Raw genomic sequence first — 20,228 nt, forward strand, 5'->3', positions numbered from 1 at the left:
CGAAGGGAATGTCTCTTATTGACGTCCCTTTAATTGTACGTATTATGAAACTAATAACGCTTTTTTTGTTTGTTGCAGTGATGCATGTTTCCGCAGCAAGCTATTCGCAAACGACTAAACTTAAAATTGTTGGCCAAAATCTTACACTTGGTGAAATTATGGAGCGGATTGAAAATCAGTCTGAGTTCTCGTTTTTCTTTAATGCCAATCAGATTGATTTGACAAGACGAATGAGTATTGATGCTGAGGATCAACAAATAAATAAAGTTCTGGACCAGATTTTGGCAGGTACCGGATTAACTTACACAGTGAATAACAAGTTGATTGTTATCCATAAACAAGGAGAAAACGATAACGTTTTTTCTGGTCAGCAAACAAATAAGATTTCCGGGAAAGTGATCGATTCTGCCGGATTACCGTTGCCCGGAGTATCTGTTGTTGTAAAAAAAACAACGAATGGTGTGATTACTGACATGAATGGACAGTATAATTTATCAAACGTTCCGGCAGGAGCTACTGTTTCGTTTTCATTTGTTGGAATGAGAAGCCAGGAAATTGTTGTTACGAATCAAACAGTTATTAATGTGACCATGGAAGATGAATCAATTGGCATCGAAGAAGTGGTTGCAGTTGGATATGGTACTCAAAAGAAGCGCGATGTCGTTGGAGCGTCGGCTTCATTTAAGGCCGATAAAATAGATGAAAGACCTTTGGTGCGGATCGATCAGGCATTAGTTGGCCAAATGGCAGGTGTTCAGGTTAAACAAACCTCAGGAGCGCTTGGTAAAGCATTCAGTATTCAGGTTCGTGGCACAGGTTCTATTTCTGCCGGAAACGAACCTTTGTATGTAATTGATGGATTTCCTCTTGCAGCGGCTAACCCAAACAGCTCCGGAAATTATGCCAATGGCAATCCATTGGATAACATTAATCCAAACGACATTGAATCAATACAGGTTCTGAAAGATGCTGCATCAGCTGCCATTTACGGATCGCGTGCAGCAAACGGTGTGGTTTTAATCACAACTAAACATGGGAAAAGCGGAAAGCCTCAAATTACACTCAACAGCTACGTTGGTTACAATCAGGCAAACCGCAAACTGGATATGTTGAATGCTGAAGAATGGGTTGATCGTGCAACTGAAATGATTAATGCACAGTGGGTTGCTTCAGGAACAGGTCGTTTGGCTTCGCAATCGACTGCTGAAAGACGCCAGATTTTGGGACTTTCCGGCAATGCTTATAATACCAATTACATGATTGACGATCGCTGGAATATGCCTGGTCATCCGGGTCTGAATTACATTGATTGGCAGAATGAAGCATTCCGTAAGGGCTTGGTTCAAAATTATCAGGTATCTGCCAATGGTGGAAACGAAGTTGTAAAATACTACGTTTCAGTAAATACTGTTGGACAGGAAGGTATGGTTATCGGAATGAACCACAAAAGTTATTCAGCCAGAGCAAACGTTGAAGTTAAAGCAAACGACAAATTAAAGTTCGGGATTAATTTAACACCAACTTATTCTGAAACGAATGATCCGGGCGTTGAAGGTAAAGATAATATTCTGCACCAGTTGGTTAGCTATTCACCGGTTCAGGAAGATACCATGAAACTATACCCAAATTCATTCGAATACGGACAGTATAAATGGAGTACATCGGCTAATAGCCCGATTGCGAAGCTTGAAAACAAAATTGGGTTAACCAAACGCTTCCGCACACTTACTTCTATTTTTGGCGAATACGAAATCATTAAGAATCTGTTTTTCAAATCGACTCTGAACTTCGACAATACAGATAATACTGCAAAAAGCTACGTTCCATATTCCATTGCCAGTTCGTTATCAGCTCGGTTATCGCAGTTAACAGTTCTTACTTCAGGATCGCTGAATAGTTATAAAAAGCAAACTTTTGTGAATGAAAATACCCTTTCATATAGCAAAACATTGTTTGAAGATCATAATATAAATCTTTTAGCCGGAGCATCATATAACAGCGATAAGCTGGATGTCAGCAACATGAGTTCGAATGGTGGTTTTAACAGTTACGTTATTACAACCCTCAATGCCGCTAATGGTATAACCGGAAATTCAAGCGAAACTAAAAATGTTTTGCTTTCATACTTTGGTAGAGCGCAGTACAGCTATAAAGATAAATATCTTTTATCTGCCAGTATCCGCCGCGATGGTTCTTCCAGATTTGGCTCTAACTCCAAATGGGGAATTTTCCCTTCAGCATCAGTCGGTTGGAGAATATCTGAAGAAAATTTTATGAAAAGTATTAAAGTAATAAATGACCTAAAATTAAGAGGAAGCTGGGGTAAGTCGGGTAATTACAACATTGGTGATTACAGTAGTATTCCGGTGTTGGCAAATTACAACTACACATTTAATTCGGGTCAGGCTACCGGACAAGCTCCAAGTGCTATTACCAATCCGGATATTACCTGGGAAGAATCGAAAACCTATGATGTTGGTTTCGATATCGGATTGTTTGGATCGCGAATTACCGGTTCATTCGATTATTATAATAAATTGAATTATAACCTTTTATTGAATGTTCCTATTCCTCAGAGCACAGGTTTTTCAACCTCACTCAACAATGTAGGTAAAGTTCGGAATCAGGGTTGGGAAATTGAATTGATTTCCAGAAACATGACTGGAAAATTTCAATGGACCACAATGGCTAATTTAAGTCACAATGCCAACAAAGTTGTTGAATTGGCTTCAGGACAAACTCAAATCCTGATTCCTTCATTGTTCGACATTTCGCACTCCATTCTGAAAGTTGGCGAACAAATGAATAGCATCTATGTCGTAAAACAAATTGGTATATTATCTCAGGCTGACATCGATAATAAAGTAGCTCGGTATGGTACTGAAACCGTTGGCGACCCAAAGTACTTCGATGCAAATAACGACGGGCTGATTGATGCTAATGACCGTATTATTGTTGGTCATCCAAACCCATCGTACAATTGGGGTATTACAAACACATTCAAATACAAAGGATTTGATTTGTCAATTTTGGTTCAGGGTCAAAGTGGTGGCTCAATCTACTCGTTGCTTGGTCGTGCTTTAGGTCGTACCGGTCAGGGAGTTGTTGACAATGCACTTGGTTTTTATCGCGATCGCTGGCGTTCTGCAGAAGATCCTGGCGCTGGAACTGTTGGTAAAGCATATTCAACTTTCGGGCGTATTAAAAATACAGACTGGATGTATTCATCCGATTACTGGCGAATTCGTAATATCACGCTTGGCTATGATTTAGGTCAGAAACTTCACAATAAAATTCTGACTGGTGCGCGTGTTTATGTAACAGCCGAAAACTGGTTTGGAAAGGATAAGTATTATGGAGGCTTTAATCCTGAAGCAACAAATACTGACCTGTCAGGAAACTCTTCATTCCCCGAAGCGGGAGATTACGGTGGTTTACCTCTGGCAAAATCCTTAATCCTTGGACTTAACTTAACCTTCTAACCGTTTAAAATCTACGAAAAATGAAAAAGATATTTTATTTCATCATACTATTGGCTGTGTTTTCTTCATGCTCAGACGAATTGAACCAATTGCCAATTTCGAGCGCCACAACCGAGACATTCTATAAATCGACCAATGATTTTTTACAAGGTGTCAATGCCGTTTATGCTGACTTAAGGGCCTATCCTGATCGTCAGTTAAACCTTTCAGAAACGAGATCTGATAACTTGTATGCTGTATCCGACGGTGGAGTACGCGATTGGGAAGGAATTAACAGTTTTCACAAAACCATTGCCGCTAATCCATACATTACTGAAGCGTGGCTTACTAACTACAATGGGATATACCGTGCAAACGTTGTTCTCGACCAGCTTGTTAAAAACGGTACTATTATAACAGACGTAACTCTGCGCAAAAGATTGGAAGCCGAAGCAAAATTCCTTCGTGCAACTTATTATTTTGATTTGGTTCGTTCGTTCGGAAAAGTTCCCCTTATCATCACTCCAATAAGTGTTTCTGAAGCATTATCAATTCCGCAGAGTCCGGTAACCGATATTTATGCCCTTATTCTTTCGGATTTGCAATTTGCTACCGAAAATTTGTCGGAAACGAATGCTGCAGCTGATAAAGGAAGGGCAACGAAATACAGTGCCAAAGGTTTGTTAGCCCTGGTTTATATGACCCGTTCGGGCCCAACATACAACATTGATGGTCCGGGCTTAGGCTTAAATGAATGGTCTCAGGCAATTACGTTGCTCAATTCGATTATCGACAGTAAAAAATATTCGTTCCTTCCAAGTTACTCGAACATTTTTTCGTATACCAATGAGAATAATCCCGAGGTTATTTTTGATATTCAGTATATTACAGGTTTAAGTCCGGTACTTGGGTCAACTTTTGCGTGGCTTTTAGTTCCTGATGCCTACTTTCAATCAAAAGGGAAAGCTATTCAGGGAGGTTTAACTATTCGTCCGGTAGCCGAAACATTAATTAATTCCTTCGAGCCCGGAGATGTTCGAAAAACATTCTCAATTCAATCCGGATACGTGTACAACGGAGTTTCTGAACCTCGTTCGTTTTTCGTGAAGTATGTTGATTTGACAAAAGTTCCGACAAACCGTTTAGACTGGCCAATCAACTTTATTGCACAACGTTATACCGATATTCTGATGTTGAAAGCAGAATGTATTTTGCATGGAGCTTCAGGAACACAAGCCGAAGTTGATGCAATTGTGAATCAGGTTCGTACTCGTGCCGGTTTGACCACGCCTGTTGCAAATGTAACTTTACCTCAATTGATGGCTGAAAGACAAAAAGAATTTATGGGCGAAGGATTACGTTGGAACGATTTAGTACGGTCTGGTTTAGTTGAAACAATTATGCCTGACTGGATCACAGCTGAAGATATTCAAAAACAGATCCAGCCGTTCCAGACGAATTATATTATTTATCCAATTCCTCAATCAGAGATTGATGTAAAAGGCGGACTTTATACGCAGAATGCAGGTTACTAATCTTTAGTCAGGTTTTTGAAATCTACTTGAGCGACTCAAATTTTGCAAGAATTGACTGATAAAAGGTGGGTGTTGCAGCCCACCTTTTTAAACCTTCAAAAGCACAGTCGATTTCCAACGACAGGAACTTCAGTTGAGAAGTAGATATTCAAACTGACTGTAGAACAGCTAAAAACTAATTTCCGAAAATTACCAGATAAGGCAGGATGCCTTCCAAATTTGCTAATTGTATATTTGATCAACCCCCAAAACCAACCAATAAACGAATAAACCAATGAGACCACTAAACATATTTCCGATTTTTCTTTTAATCCTGGTTTCTGCTTGTCATTCGCAAAAACCACCTGTAATTGAAACCGGTTCGGTTACTCCAATGCCCAACGAGTGGATCGACAAGGACACGCATCATAAAGTTGTTAAGTTAACTTCACAGATGGATGGAAACAGCCTCAGTTTCTACTTTCATAACAATCCGTTTATCGGCACTGATATGGTATTTTATAACAGCAGCAAACAGAATCCGGATGAGGTAACTGACATGAAAAAAGAAGAAACATACAACTCGAATATTAAGAATAAACAACTCTACTCCATCAATATCAACACAAAAGAAATTAATCAGCTTACTTTTTGTTCATCTCCCATGAATGGCGAAATTGTTTCGGAGAAAACAAAAACTGTGTTTTACCAAATAAACGACAGTATATTTTCATTGCAGCCTGCAACTAAAAAAGTAAAGTTGGTCTATGTTTTTCCTGAAGATTTTAAAGCTTCGATTACCACGGTAAATGCTGATGGCACTTTACTGGCCGGTTCGAGAGCTACAGAAGAAGAGAATAAAATTTTGAAAAATAATCCGAACAAGAGCGATTTCTTTAATCTGATTTACGAAGCAAAACTTCCGAAAACCTTATTTACGATAAATATACAAACCGGTCAACTCAATAAAATATTTACTGATAACGCATGGCTCAATCATGTGCAATTCTCTTCGGTAAACCCCAATTTATTAATGTTTTGCCACGAAGGTCCCTGGCATAAAGTCGACCGGGTTTGGACCATCGATGTAAATACGAAGCAGGTAACCCAGATTCATCATCGTACCATCGATCAGGAAATCTGGGGGCACGAATGGTTTGGCAAAAGCGGAAAAACCATCTGGTTCGACCTACAACAGCCAAGGGGCGAACTATTTTTTGTTGGTGGTTACAATGTTGCTTCGGGCAAGGAAATAAAATACAGTTTGGAAAGAAACGAATGGAGTGTACATTACAATTCAAATTCTACCGAAACTCTGTTTGCGGGCGATGGCGGCGACCCGGGTGCGGTTGCCAAGGCTCCCGACGGACAATGGATTTATTTGTTTACGCCTGATGGTGATCGTTTCAAATCGGAGCGCCTTGTAAACATGAAACACCACAATTACAAGCTCGAACCAAACGTGCATTTTACTCCCGATGATAAATGGATTATTTTTAGGGCTAATTTTGAAGGACAATCGAATATTTATGCTGTTGAGATTGAAAAATCATCCAATTAAGGTTTATTAATCTAAATTGAGTTTTTAAAACTTTTGCAAGTTCTCATTTAGATTTACCTTGCGGTCAATATGATTTTAAGAGAAGAAATTGCTTGTTAAGACTGAATAAATAAAATTTCTAATAATGAAACTGAATACATTCCGAAATTCAACATTGTTGTTTTTGTCATCGTTGCTTGTTTTTACAATATTATCAGTTACAAGTGCTTCGGGGCAAAAAAATCAACCAAATCCGGGTTGGCCGCAAATTACCAAAGAAGCAAAACCCTGGAGTCGTTGGTGGTGGATGGGAAGCGCTGTCGATCCAACCAATCTGAAAGCCACGATGGAAGCCTATTCCAAAGCCGGATTAGGCGGATTGGAAATCACTCCGATTTACGGTGTTCACGGCTACGAAAATCGGTTCATCAAATTTCTTTCACCGGAATGGGTTAAAAATCTGGAATACACCCTTCTGGAAGGCAAACAACTCGATATGGGTATCGATTTGGCAATGGCTTCGGGCTGGCCTTTTGGAGGTTTGTGGGTAACACCTGATGATGCTTGCAAATACATGTCTGTGCAATCGTATGCACTAATTAAAGAAGGCGGTCGGCTTCAGGAAAAAGTAACCATGGAACAAGAGCCGATGCTTCGCACAATAAGTCGGCCTAAATTGGAGCTTTCGCAATTAAAATATCCGGTTAGCGCCAACGAAGACAGCCTTCAGAACTGGGCAATCGAACAGGTGCGATATTCAAGACCAATGCCATTGCAAGCCTTAATGGCTTATTCCGATAAAGGCGCAATCCTGAACCTGACATCAAGAGTTGATGCAGAAGGAAAACTCAATTGGACTGCTCCGGCAGGTCTCTGGAAATTGTTTGCTGTTTTTGAAGGTTGGCATGGCAAAATGGTCGAACGCGCTGGTCCTGGTGGCGAAGGCGATGTAATCGATCACTTCTCGGATAAAGCCATTGATAATTATCTGGGCCATTTTACAACTTCGTTTGCCGGACACGATATTAGTGGTTTGAGGGCTTATTTTAATGATTCGTACGAAGTGGATGATGCGCGTGGCGAAGCCAACTTTACACCGCTGATGTTCGACGAATTTCAGAAACGACGTGGCTACGACCTGCGCGAATACCTTCCGGCATTATTGGGACAGGATAATGCTGAATACAATCAACGTGTTTTGTCTGATTACCGCGAAACAATTTCGGATTTGATCCTTGAAAAATACACGCAACGCTGGCACGATTGGGCGGCAAAAGGTGGAAAAATAATCCGCAACCAGGCTCACGGCGCGCCGGCCAATATTCTGGATTTGTATGCTGCTGCCGATATTCCCGAGACTGAAGGTGAAGATATTGTGAAAGTAAAAACGGCGTCATCGGTAGCTCATGTGATGGGCAAAAGGTTGGCTTCGTCCGAATCGGCAACCTGGTTGAAAGATCATTTCGAAGCTTCGTTATCGGATGTGAAACAGGCGATTGATTTATTTTTACTGGCCGGTATCAACCATGTTTTTTACCATGGAACAACCTTTTCGCCACAAGATGCTTCGTGGCCGGGTTGGATGTTTTATGCGGCAGTAAATTTTGCGCCAAGCAATACGTTCTGGAACGACTTTGGAACATTAAATACATACATTGCCCGCTCGCAATCGTTTCTTCAGGCCGGAAAACCCGATAACGACATTTTGCTTTATTATCCAATTTCTGATGAATATGCCGTTCGCGGAAAATCGATGTTGCTTCATTTTGATGGTGCAGCCAAAGGTTCGTCGGTTCGCAATGCAGCCGAGTACCTCTTTAAAAAAGGATATGCTTTCGATTATATTTCTGATCGTCAGATCGCTCAGCTCGAAACAAAATCAGGAAAAATACAGACTGGCGGAACCAATTATCAAACGGTTTTGCTTCCTCCGGTGAAGTTGATTCCACTTGAAACATTCGAGAAAATAATTGCTTTGGCCAAAGAAGGTGCCACCGTTCTGATGGAAGAACTACCGGTTGATGTTCCCGGATTGGGAAGATTGTCCGAACGGCAAGTTAAACTTCAGACATTGAAAAAATCTTTGTATTTGGTTAAACAAGCCGGAAGCACTATTCAAAAGGCCAAGGTGGGTAAAGGCCAGATTTTGGTTGGTAACTTATCTGAATTGCTTCTTCAGGGTAAAATACGGCACGAAATTATGGCAGAGCGTGGTTTGCAATGTATTCGTCGGGTTGATGGCGCTAACACAACTTATTTCATCGCCAATCGCGGCGCCGAAATTATCGACGGCATGGTTGCTCTCGAAACTAGAATTGGATCGGCTGTTTTATACAATCCGATGAATGGGAGTTTTGGCAAAGCGCAGACCAAATCTGATGCTAATTTTGGCGAAGTCTATCTTCAGCTAAAACCGGGTGAAAGTTGCCTGGTGCAGATTTTCCCGGGTAAAGTGAATGCTCCGGAATACGCTTACTGGAAGACTTCAGGAGATAAAATTGAATTTGGATCTGATTGGACTTTGACATTTCTAAATGGAGGTCCTGAACTTCCAAAACCGGTAAAACTTTCGAAATTAGGTTCGTGGACTGAAATTGAAGGTGACGGCTACAAAGCGTTTTCAGGAACTGCGGTTTACAAAACCACCTTTGCAAAACCTTCAGGAACTGCTAAAACTTACCGGATCGATTTAGGGAAAGTGGCTCACAGTGCCCGAATCAGCCTGAACGGCAAAGAGCTGGTGACCTTGATTAGCGCTCCATTTACCTTCTATATTTCGGAAGCTGATTTGAAGGCTGAAAATACGTTCGAAATTTCGGTGACCAATCTGATGGGTAACCGCATTGCAGACATGGAGCGAAAAGGGCAGAAGTACAAGATTTTCTACAACGTCAACTTTCCGTCGAAAGAACCGCGGAACCGTGGAGCTGACGGATTGTTTACCACGCTTGGCTGGAAACCTCAGGAATCCGGGTTAATCGGACCGGTAACTTTAACTCCAATGCAACCAATGCAATAAAGCCTCACCCAAACCCTTCCCGCAAGGGAGGGATTAAAACCCGTAACCCGTAACCCGTAACAATTTTTAAAACTGAAATCTATGTGCCTATGTGGTTCTAAAACTAAACTTCTTCTAATCGCTCTTGCGTTCACAGCATGTCAATCACAACCGAAGTCTTCAAAAATTGATCGGTTTGCATTGGTCAACCGTCACAACATAACAATTGAGCAACCCGATACTTTGGCCAGTCTTTCGGTTGGAAATGGCGACTTTGCCTTTACCACGGATGTTACTGGTTTGCAAACCTTTTACAAGGAATACGAAAATGGCGTAACACTCGGAATCCAGTCGAATTGGGGATGGCACACGTTTCCGAATACGGAAAATTACAATGTTATGCAGAGTGCTTTGTATTCCGAATATCGTGGCAGAAAAGTTCCATATTTGGCTCAAAGTCCTAAAAATGAAAATGACGCCAGGGCCATCGATTATTTTCGCGAAAATCCGCAACGTTTGCAACTTGGGGTTATTCGTTTAGTCCTGAAGAAAGCAGATGGAACTGAGGTGAAGCTGGTTGATATTCAAAATCCTAAACATCAGCTCAATCTTTGGGAAGGCCGCATCAGTAGCGAATTTTCCGTTGAAGGTCAGCCTGTAAAAGTTGAGGTATTCTGCCATCAAAAAAAAGATATGGTTTCGGCCAAAATTAGTTCTCCGTTAATTAAAAAAGGGCAACTGAAAGTGGAATGGATTTTCCCGTATGCTGTGGCTGTCAATACACACTCTGGTTACGATTTTGCTTCTCCGGATAAACATCAGTCGAAGCTTGAAAAGGTAGGGGAGAACAGCGCAAAAATCCTTCGGACACTCGATAACGATCATTATCAGGTTAAAATGGATTGGGTCGGTCAGGCTGAACTTGCAGAAACTGAAAAACATCATTTTGTACTTTCTTCGAAGTCAGGCAATTTGCTGGAATTTAGCTGTTTGTTTGCTCCTGAGGTCACAAATGAACCACTTCCAGCATTTGCCGAAACCGAAACCAACAATCTGGAAAGCTGGAAAAAATTCTGGAAAACCAGTGGTGCTGTTGATTTCTCGGCTTGTACCGATCCTCGCGCCAAAGAATTGGAACGACGGTTTGTATTGTCGCAGTACCTCACAAAAATTCAAAATTCAGGCTCAATACCTCCGCAGGAAACCGGATTGGTTTACAACAGTTGGTACGGCAAGGCACACCTCGAAATGCACTGGTGGCATTCGGCTCATTTTGCCAATTGGGGTCATCCTGAGGTATTGGATAAACAGTTGGAATGGTATCACACGATCTATCAAAAAGCGCTCGAAACCGCGCAGATGCAGGGATTCAAAGGAGTTCGCTGGCCCAAAATGGTTGGTCCGGAAGGTCAGAACAGTCCGTCGGGCGTGGGCAGTTATCTGATCTGGCAACAGCCACATATTATTTACATGGCCGAACAGTTGTACCGCAGCAATCCTTCGCCTGAAATACTCAACAAATACAAAGATTTGATTTTCGCAACAGCCGATTTTATGGCCGACTTTGCTGTACCCGATTCAACCGGAAAAGTATATAATTTGCTTCCGCCGCTCATTCCGGCGCAGGAACATTGGAAACGCGAAACAACCATGAATCCGCCTTTCGAATTGGCTTATTGGCATTGGGCCTTAGGCATTGCACAGGAATGGCATAAACGACTAAATCAGCCTGTTGATGCACATTACGACGAAGTTTTAAACGGATTGCCCGCACCTTATCAGGAAAACGGTGTGTATCTCGGAATTGCTAAAGCAACAGATTCGTACACCAATCCGAAAGCCATAACCGACCATCCGATGGTTATCGGAACTGTTGGGATGCTTCCGATGTGGGATAAAGTTGATGCTGAAGTGATGCGCGCTACTCTGAAAAAGGTAATGAGCAACTGGGACTGGCCAACGACCTGGGGCTGGGATTACCCTATGGTTGCCATGTGCGCCACCCGTTTGAACGAACCTGAAATTGCTTTGGAAGCTTTGCTGAAAGATGTTCAGAAGAACACCTACCTGAAAAACGGACACAATTACCAAAGCCCACGTTTGCGTATTTATTTGCCTGGCAATGGCGGTTTCCTGAAAACCATTGCGCTGATGTGTGCCGGATGGGAAGGCTGTACGGTTGAAAATCCAGGCTTTCCGAAAGACGGCAAATGGAACGTGAAATGGGAAGGATTGACGAAAGATTTTTAATAAATCATAACCGTCAGCTAAAGCAGACGGCAAGGAATATCGCTCTGATCATTAGTTGTGCAATATACTTTGCCGTTCGCCTTTAGGCAACGGACATAAGAAAAGAACCAAGGCGCATCCACTAATCAAGTTTGGAACACAAGCGCCGTATGCGCCGCATGGAATTGCCCTTTTAACCTCATGTTGTCCAAATGATGTTAGGGTAGTAAAGCTTAAAATCGTCTTTATTTAAAAGAACAACTAAACTGAATCTGAACCGACCAGATGATCTCCATTGAGGAAGACATTTGGAGACATAAAACCTAAGTTATGAAATTAATTTACATCACTTTTCTCCTTGCTTTTTCCTGTTTCCTTTCTTTTGCTACTCCAACTCAAAAGCAAACCCTTTTCCTCACCGGAACCGATAACACCCACACTAAAACCTGGGAGTTTTTCTGTACTTCGGGACGAAATAGTGGCGTCTGGTCGAAAATTGAAGTGCCATCGCATTGGGAGCAGCAGGGATTTGGAGAGTACGATTATGGTCGCGATTACCGCACATATGGCAAGAAATTTAAGTTTGCCAACGAAAAAGGAATGTACAAATACACCTTTCAGGTACCGGCTGACTGGAAAAACAGAAAGGTTTTCATCGTTTTCGAAGGTTCGATGACCGACACCGAAGTGAAGATCAACGGGCAATTGGCGGGTGCGATTCATCAGGGAGCATTTTACCAATTCCGATACGACATTACTGATAAGTTAAAGTTTGGACAATTTAATTTATTGGAAGCAACTGTAAGTAAAATGTCTTCCGATCATTCGGTGAACAATGCTGAACGATTTGCTGATTATTGGGTGTTTGGAGGGATTTTTCGTCCGGTTTACCTTGAATCATTTCCAGAAGAACACATCGAACGCGTTGCCATAGATGCTAAAGCTGATGGCTCATTTGCAATGGATGTTTTCACCCAGAATTTGAAAGGTAGCAGAACTGTTTCCGCAGAAATCATTGATTCAAAAAATAAAGTCATCGCCACCTGCAACTCTATTGGCAAGGATTCGCTGGTAACTTTAAGCTGTAAAGTTTCCAATCCTGAATTGTGGACAGCCGAAACGCCAAATCGTTATTCAGTTCGGGTTTCGCTGAAAAATGGAAAGACTGAATTGTACTCGGTTACTGAAAAATTTGGGTTCCGCACCATCGAAATCCGGCAGGGCGATGGCATTTACCTGAATGGCGTTAAAATCAAGATGAAAGGCATCAACCGTCACGCGTTTTGGCCCGAAACTGGTCGTTGCCTGAATAATCAGATTAATCTGGACGATGTGAAGCTGATCAAATCGATGAACATGAACGCCGTGCGGTGTTCGCATTATCCGCCTGACCAGAGTTTTCTGAATTACTGCGATTCGCTGGGATTGTATGTGCTCGACGAACTGGCCGGTTGGCAAAATGCCTATGCAACGGCTCCTGGCGCGAAACTGGTGAAAGAGTTGGTAATTCGTGATGTGAATCATCCTTCCATAATTTTCTGGGTCAACGGAAACGAAGGCGGAACCAATAAAGAGTTGGACGACGATTTCGGATTTTACGACAAGTCCAGTCGTCCGGTAATTCATCCGCATCACAAGCCGGGCAACGATTTTAATGGTATTGATTGCAACCATTACGAAAATTATTACAGCTCGAAAAGGATATTTACTGAAGGTAAAATTTACATGCCAACCGAGTTTTTGCATTCGCAGGATGATGGTGGTGGCGCCGCTGGTCTGGAAGATTTCTGGGAACTTTTTTGGAATACACCAAATGCGGGCGGTGGCTTTATTTTGGCGCTTTTGGATGAAGGTATTGTGCGCACCGATCTCAACGGTTTTATTGATGTCAACCGCGTAAATGCGCCCGACGGCATCGTTGGTCCACACCGCGAAAAAGAAGGTAGCTATTATGCGATCCGTGAAATATATTGCCCGGTAAAAATCAAGCTAAAAGAGCTTCCGGAGCAATTTGACGGAACCATTCAGGTTGAAAACCGATATCATTTTACAAACCTGAAAGATTGCCGTTTCGAATGGCAGTTGGTGAATTTCAGCACAGTTATTGACCGTCAGGCTGCACATCACGTAATGAAGAATGGCATTCTGGCCAGTCCTGATGTCAAACCTCTGGAATATGGATTGCTTGACTTCGGTCTTCGGTCTTCTGCCTCTATACTTCCTTCCGACTATAAAAAATACGATGCCCTTTATCTGAAAGTGTTTGATCCTTCAGGAGATGAAATTTATTGCTACAGTTGGAAAATTGGTGGTAACCTCCGTGCTGTTTCACAACTGGTGAAGATGGACATGAGCGATCAGGAAAAGCAGCAACGTGAAAAACTGAAAGCCGCCGGAATTCAGGAAGACAATATTCTTCCAATTGAGCAGCAATCGGCCGATCTTTCAAAAGAAAAAGGTGTTGCTGAACTGATTGAAAACGACAGTTTATATACCCTGAAAGCCTCCGGAATAGCTGTAACTTTCAGCCAAAAAGATGGTAAAATCCGGAAAGTAACCAATGATTTGGGTTTGCCAATCCCATTCAGTAACGGACCGGTTTTAGTGAGTGGAAATGCACAGCTTGAACGTATTAACCCAATAAAAGGCGATAAAAGTTATTCGCTGGAAATGATCTATTCCGGCGACTTGAAGAAAGTGATCTGGACTATGTTCAGCAGTGGCTGGCTGGCGATGGATTACGAATATCAGGTTTTCGGAGAGCAGATGTTTACTGGTGTCAGTTTTGATTTTCCGGAGTCGGATGTGATTGGTGCCAAATGGTTGGGCAAAGGCCCTGCAAATGTTTGGAAAAATCGTACGGCTGGCGGTGTACTTGATGTTTATCAGCGTATGTATAACAACAAATTACCTGCCGATAATACATGGGGATTGCCTCAATTTAAAGGCTATTATCCTGAAGTTTCGTGGATAGAGTTTAATACGGTTGACGGCAAGTTTACTGTGGTTGCTCAGGACGACGATTTATTTGTACGGCTATTCAATTTCTATGGAATTTCGGGGCCGAGGAACTATCCGGTATTGCCTGTTGGCGACATCTCGTTTCTGGATGCAATTCCGCCGATTGGTACCAAACTGGCCATGGGCATCAGCAACGATACCTGGAATCTTGGTCCAATGGGCGAACTCAATAAGATGGACAAGCCCGTAAAACGGACACTGTATTTTTATTTTGGACTATTGAATTAATATCAAAACCGTCAGCTAAAGCAGACGGCAAAGAATATCGCTCTGATGATTAGTTGTGCAATATCCTTTGCCGTTCGCCTTTAGACAACGGACACGTGAAAAATAAAACAAGGCGCATTAGCTAATGAAGATTGAAACAAAACACTGTATGCGCCGCAATGAAAATGCAATGACATCAAGACGAAAATTTATCCAGAATAGTCTGTTTGCCGGAGGTGTTTTTCTGGCTTCAGGAATGACCAGTTTTGCGGCTGCTCCTGAAAAAGGCTACAGCAAAAAGGACATTTCGTCCTTCGCCAAACGGCTAAAGCCACTTGGTCGTATTCTGGAACTGGAAGGCTATTATGTATGGGGAACAAGTCCTATTGTGGCGCCCGACGGCAAGATCCACGTGTTCTTCTCGCGTTGGGACGCTAAAAAGGGAATGGGCGGCTGGATCAAAGGTTCGGAGATTGCCCATGCGGTAGCCGATCAGCCTGAAGGACCGTATTCCGATATCGAAACCATTCTGGCTCCGCGTGGCGATGGCTATTTCGACGGAACCACCTGCCACAATCCGCACATTCAACTAGTTGATGACAAGTATTGCTTGTTTTACATCGGTAATTCGAATAAAAAGACAGATACCAAACGGATTGGATTGGCCACTTCAGATTCGCTGAATGGCCCATGGAAACGTTCGGACAAACCATTGCTCGATGTGGGAAAATCAGGTTCGTGGGACGATCATTGCACCTCGAATCCGGCCTTTCTAAAGCATCCAAATGGGCAGTACTGGCTCTATTATAAGTCATGGAATACAGAAGAATACGTGCATCCGGTCGATCTGACCATTCGTGGCAACCGCAAATATGGGTTGGCTATTGCCGAAAAACTCGAAGGCCCGTATGTGAAATACTCCGGAAACCCGATTTTGGATTATTCGAAATTGGGAAATAACCGGCAGTTGGAAGATGGCAATGTATTTATGGAAAACGGCCGCTTTTACATGCTGGCACGCGATATGGGCCGCTTCGATCACGAAGTTGGCATTATTCTCGAATCGAAGGATGGCATTCACTGGTCGGAACCAAAGATCAGTTATTTCGGGTACAGTCATTATTTGCAGCAACCGTCTGCACCATCGAATCTGAAAAAATATGGTCGCTTCGAACGTCCTCAAATCCTGATGCAAAATGGGCACCCCACGCATTTATTTGTGGCTACTCAAGGTGGAAAGTACATGACTTCATCGGCCTTTGTTTTTGAAGTAAAATAGAATTTAGAACCACATAGACACAAAGAACACTTCGGAATAATATTCTCGGTGAAACTCAGTGTTCCCTCATTGTTCTCTGTGATAAAAAAAGTATAAAATGAAGAAGATATTATTGATTGCGTTTTTTGGCTTGATCCTACAAATCAGCCTTCAGGCCAAACAAAAACCTACCGTTTTTACCATTGGCGATTCAACCGTAAAAAATGGTAAGGGCGATGGCTCTGGAGGCCAATGGGGTTGGGGCGATCCGATTGCTCATTATTTCGATACAACGAAAGTTTTTGTCAAAAATCGGGCATTGGGCGGAACCAGCAGCCGAACATTTCAGACCAAAGGTTTGTGGAATGCGGTACTTAAGGAACTTAAAAAAGGCGATTTTGTGCTGATGCAGTTTGGCCACAACGACGGCGGAGCCATCAACGACACGCTTCGCGCCCGTGGAACCATCAAAGGCGTTGGCGAAGAAACCGAAGAAATCGACAACCTGATTACCAAACAGCACGAAATCGTACATAGCTACGGCTGGTATCTCCGGAAGATGGTTCGCGAGGCTAAAGCCAAAGGTGCAACACCGATCATAGTTACACCTATTCCGCGTAACGATTGGGAAAACGGGAAGATAAAATGCACGCCAGCCAGCTATCCCGATTGGGCGATGGAAATTGCCCGTCAGGAAAAAATTGAGTTCATCGATTTGAATAAACGAATGTCGGAAAAACTGGATGGGATTGGCGAGGCAAAAGTCACCGGTAGGTATTTTTACGCCACCGATCATACGCATACATCCACTAAAGGAGCGTTGATGGCTGCATCGCTTGTTGTGGAAGGTATTAAAGCCAACAAAAAAACAGGGTTGAATCGTTTTCTGCTTAAGAATCCGCAGATTCAGGCCGAAAAATTCCAGTCGCTAACCCTGTTTCGGTTCGATTTTGGTTCGGAACAAACCTTTGCCGGTTGGACAGCTGTGACCCCAAAATCTCTTTATTCTACTGAAAAGGGTTTTGGACTGATTCCTTCAGGAGAAATAGAAACCGGTGAATCGGCCGGAAAGGTAAACCCATTTGACGATTTTCTGGGCAGCAAGAAACCGTTTTATTTCACTGTCGATTTACCTGAAGGACATTATCGTTTGCTGGTAACATTGGGTGGAGCCGAAGGTTCTTCAACCACTTTGAAAGCGGAGTCGCGCCGCTTATTGTTCGAGAATGTGAAAACGGCTTTCGGCGAAACGGTGCAGAAAACGGTGGTGGTGGATGTGCGTTATCCACAGATGAAAAATCAGGAAGGAATTAAACTCAAGGAACGTGAACTGAATTACCAAAATTGGGATCACAAACTCACACTCGAATTCAACGGTGAACATCCGTGTGTGAAGGCAATCGAGATCCGCAAGGCCGACGAATTGCCAACTGTTTTTCTGGCCGGAAATTCTACGGTGACCGATCAGGAGAATGAGCCGTGGGCCTCGTGGGGACAAATGTTTCCTAACTTTCTGAAGCCGGAAGTGGTGGTGGCCAATTACGCCGAGTCGGGCGAAACGCTACTGGCTTTTAAGCGCGAAAACCGACTGCAAAAGATTTTGAGCCAGATGAAAACCGGCGATTACCTGCTGATGGAATTCGCGCACAACGACCAGAAGCCTGGAGGCAATCACCTCGACGCGATGACCACCTACAAAGACGAATTGCGCTACTACATTGCCGAGACCCGCAAAAAAGACGGAAAACCCGTGTTGGTGACTTCAACCAATCGCCGCCGGTTTGATGAGAACGGAAAGATCATCAATACGCTGGAAGAATTTCCGGAGGCCATGCGCCAACTGGTCGAAGAGCAAAATATTCCGCTGATCGACCTGAATGCAATGAGCAAAACGCTGTACGAAACGCTGGGCGTTGAAAACTCTAGGAAAGCGTTTGTGCATTACCCGGCTAACAGTTATCCGGGGCAGGACAAACCGCTGGCCGACGATACGCATTTTAACCCGTATGGCGCTTACGAACTGGCCAAATGCGTGACGCAGGCCGTTTTGCAAACCATTCCCGATCTGGCCAAATATGTTCGCGACGATTGGAAAGCCTTTGATCCGGCAACACCCGATCCGGAGACCCAGTTCCGTTGGTACGATAGTCCAGCAGTGAATTTATTGAAACCGGATGGAAATTGATTCATCGCGTCTCGTCACCCCGAATTTATTTCGGGGTCTCTATGCAGAACAGATCCTGAAACAAGTTCAGGATGACAAATGGAATATCATTTGATAAATAATAACACAACCAATAATGAAAAAGCTTAAAATCTTACTGATCGCTCTGTTGCTTACCGGCAGCCTTTTTGCCCAGACTGGCGTTTTTTACAATGTGAAAGACTATGGTGCCAAAGGCGACGGGCAAACCATCGACACCAAAGCCATTGAGGCGGCCATCGACGCCGCCGCTGCGAAGGGTGGCGGAACCGTGTTTTTCCCCGCCGGAAACTACCAGAATTTCACCATTCACCTGAAAAGTTTCATCACGCTGCACCTTGATAATGACGCCACTTTGGAGGCCGCCGATGTGAAAAAGTTTGGACTGGGCTACGATCCTGCCGAGCCGAATCCATGGGATATGTACCAGGATTTCGGGCACAGCCACTGGCGCAACAGCCTCATCTATGGTGAAAACCTTCAAAACATTGCTATCACTGGGTTGGGGACCATTTTTGGCAGCGGGCTCACCCGCGAAGGTTTCAAGACTCCCGGCATGGCCAACAAGGCAATTGCCCTGAAACTGTGCCGCAATGTGGTGATCAAGGACATTTCAATTCTGATGGGCGGGCATTTCGCGATTCTGGCTACCGGAGTCGATAACATAACACTCGATAACCTGAAGGTGGATACCAACCGCGACGCGTTCGACGTGGATTGCTGCCGCCACGTGCGGATTTCGAACTGCACGGTGAACTCACCATACGACGATGCCATTTGCCTGAAAAGTTCATTTGCTTTGGGTTTTGCCCGTGCCACTGAAAATGTGACCATCACCAATTGCTCAGTAAGTGGCTTCGACCGCAAGTCCTTCCTTGATGGGACCTACAAAAAAGACGAAGCCAATACTGTTCCTGATCATGGCGTAGTGACTGGCCGTATTAAATTTGGAACCGAGTCGAATGGCGGATTTAAAAACATTACCATCAGCAACTGTACTTTTGAGTTTTGTCGTGGATTGGCATTGGAAACTGTTGATGGCGGAATTCTTGAAGATGTGACGATAGATAACATTACCATGAAAGACGTTCAGGGAGCGCCGTTCTTCCTGCGACTTGGAGCCCGTATGCGCGGTCCCGAGGGCGTTCCTGTGGGTGTGCTTCGCCGCATCAACATCAGCAATGTGGTGGTTTATGCCGAAAATCCGTTCTACGCGTCGATGATTGCCGGTTTGCCCGGTCATCCGGTGGAGGATGTGAAAATGAGCAACATCTACATCCGCATCAAAGGCGGCGCACCCAAAGAACAGGCGCTAAACGAGGTGGGTGAGCACGAGAAGAATTACCCCGATCCGCAGGAATTTGGTGCCATGCCGGTGTACGGTTTTTTTATTCGTCATGCCAAAAATGTGGAACTCGATCATGTGGAACTGAAGCTCGAAAACGACGATTTCCGTCCGGCCATTTTGCTGGATGATGTTTCAGGAGCCAGCCTGACCAACGTGAAAACCACCAAAGTGGGCGATGTCCCTTCGCTGATCTTGAAAAATGTGGAAGACTTGCGTATCAAGGATTGCCGCCCGGTGGGTGATGTGCAGCTGGCAAAGGAAGTGGAGAAAAGTATGTAGAGAATGAAAACCCCTAAATCCCCTGAAGGGGACTTTAAAGCCGCCCCTTTAGGGGAGGTTTGGAGGGGTAAAAGAGTCAACGTGTCATCCTGAACTTGTTTCAGGATCTATGATTGTCAGATCCCGAAATAAATTCGGGATGACAGGTACTGGAGAAAGAATAAATTCAA

At 43.5% G+C, this 20,228-nt stretch carries 9 protein-coding genes; all 9 read left to right on the forward strand.

Features of this window, described 5'->3' with window-relative positions; all coding sequences use genetic code 11:
* Window positions 1–44: 44 nt before the first annotated feature.
* The 9 genes from AQPE_RS21920 to AQPE_RS21960 all read left to right on the forward strand — a co-directional run bounded on the left by AQPE_RS21920 (window position 45) and on the right by AQPE_RS21960 (window position 20,058).
* The gene (locus tag AQPE_RS21920) at window positions 45–3,482 is read left to right on the forward strand and encodes a TonB-dependent receptor (RefSeq protein WP_318348618.1); all 3,438 of its coding nucleotides are present in this window, start codon (window positions 45–47) and stop codon (window positions 3,480–3,482) included.
* A 20-nt stretch (window positions 3,483–3,502) separates the two neighbouring features.
* Window positions 3,503–4,996, forward strand: a complete 1,494-nt coding sequence (locus AQPE_RS21925) for a RagB/SusD family nutrient uptake outer membrane protein (protein ID WP_318348619.1) — start codon at window positions 3,503–3,505, stop codon at window positions 4,994–4,996.
* Window positions 4,997–5,270: 274 nt separating this feature from the next.
* Entirely contained in the window at window positions 5,271–6,536 is a 1,266-nt protein-coding gene (locus tag AQPE_RS21930; protein ID WP_318348620.1) for an oligogalacturonate lyase family protein, read from the forward strand.
* A 124-nt stretch (window positions 6,537–6,660) separates the two neighbouring features.
* On the forward strand, window positions 6,661–9,534 hold the full coding sequence (locus tag AQPE_RS21935) for a glycosyl hydrolase (protein ID WP_318348621.1): 2,874 nt from the start codon (window positions 6,661–6,663) through the stop codon (window positions 9,532–9,534).
* Between the two features lie 81 nt (window positions 9,535–9,615).
* On the forward strand, window positions 9,616–11,763 hold the full coding sequence (locus tag AQPE_RS21940; protein ID WP_318348622.1) for a hypothetical protein: 2,148 nt from the start codon (window positions 9,616–9,618) through the stop codon (window positions 11,761–11,763).
* Window positions 11,764–12,072: 309 nt separating this feature from the next.
* A complete protein-coding gene (locus AQPE_RS21945) occupies window positions 12,073–14,991 on the forward strand; it encodes a glycoside hydrolase family 2 protein (protein WP_318348623.1) in 2,919 nt (972 codons plus the stop codon).
* Between the two features lie 124 nt (window positions 14,992–15,115).
* Window positions 15,116–16,249 carry a glycoside hydrolase family protein gene (locus tag AQPE_RS21950; protein WP_318348624.1) on the forward strand — a complete coding sequence of 378 codons (1,134 nt, stop codon included), beginning with the start codon at window positions 15,116–15,118 and terminating at the stop codon, window positions 16,247–16,249.
* Between the two features lie 97 nt (window positions 16,250–16,346).
* The gene (locus AQPE_RS21955; protein ID WP_318348625.1) at window positions 16,347–18,413 is read left to right on the forward strand and encodes a rhamnogalacturonan acetylesterase; all 2,067 of its coding nucleotides are present in this window, start codon (window positions 16,347–16,349) and stop codon (window positions 18,411–18,413) included.
* Between the two features lie 115 nt (window positions 18,414–18,528).
* Window positions 18,529–20,058, forward strand: coding sequence for a rhamnogalacturonidase (locus AQPE_RS21960; protein WP_318348626.1), 1,530 nt, complete (start codon window positions 18,529–18,531; stop codon window positions 20,056–20,058).
* Window positions 20,059–20,228: the final 170 nt, after the last annotated feature.

Origin of the sequence: Aquipluma nitroreducens (assembly GCF_009689585.1) — a bacterium.
Taxonomy (GTDB): Bacteria; Bacteroidota; Bacteroidia; order Bacteroidales; family Prolixibacteraceae; genus Aquipluma; species Aquipluma nitroreducens.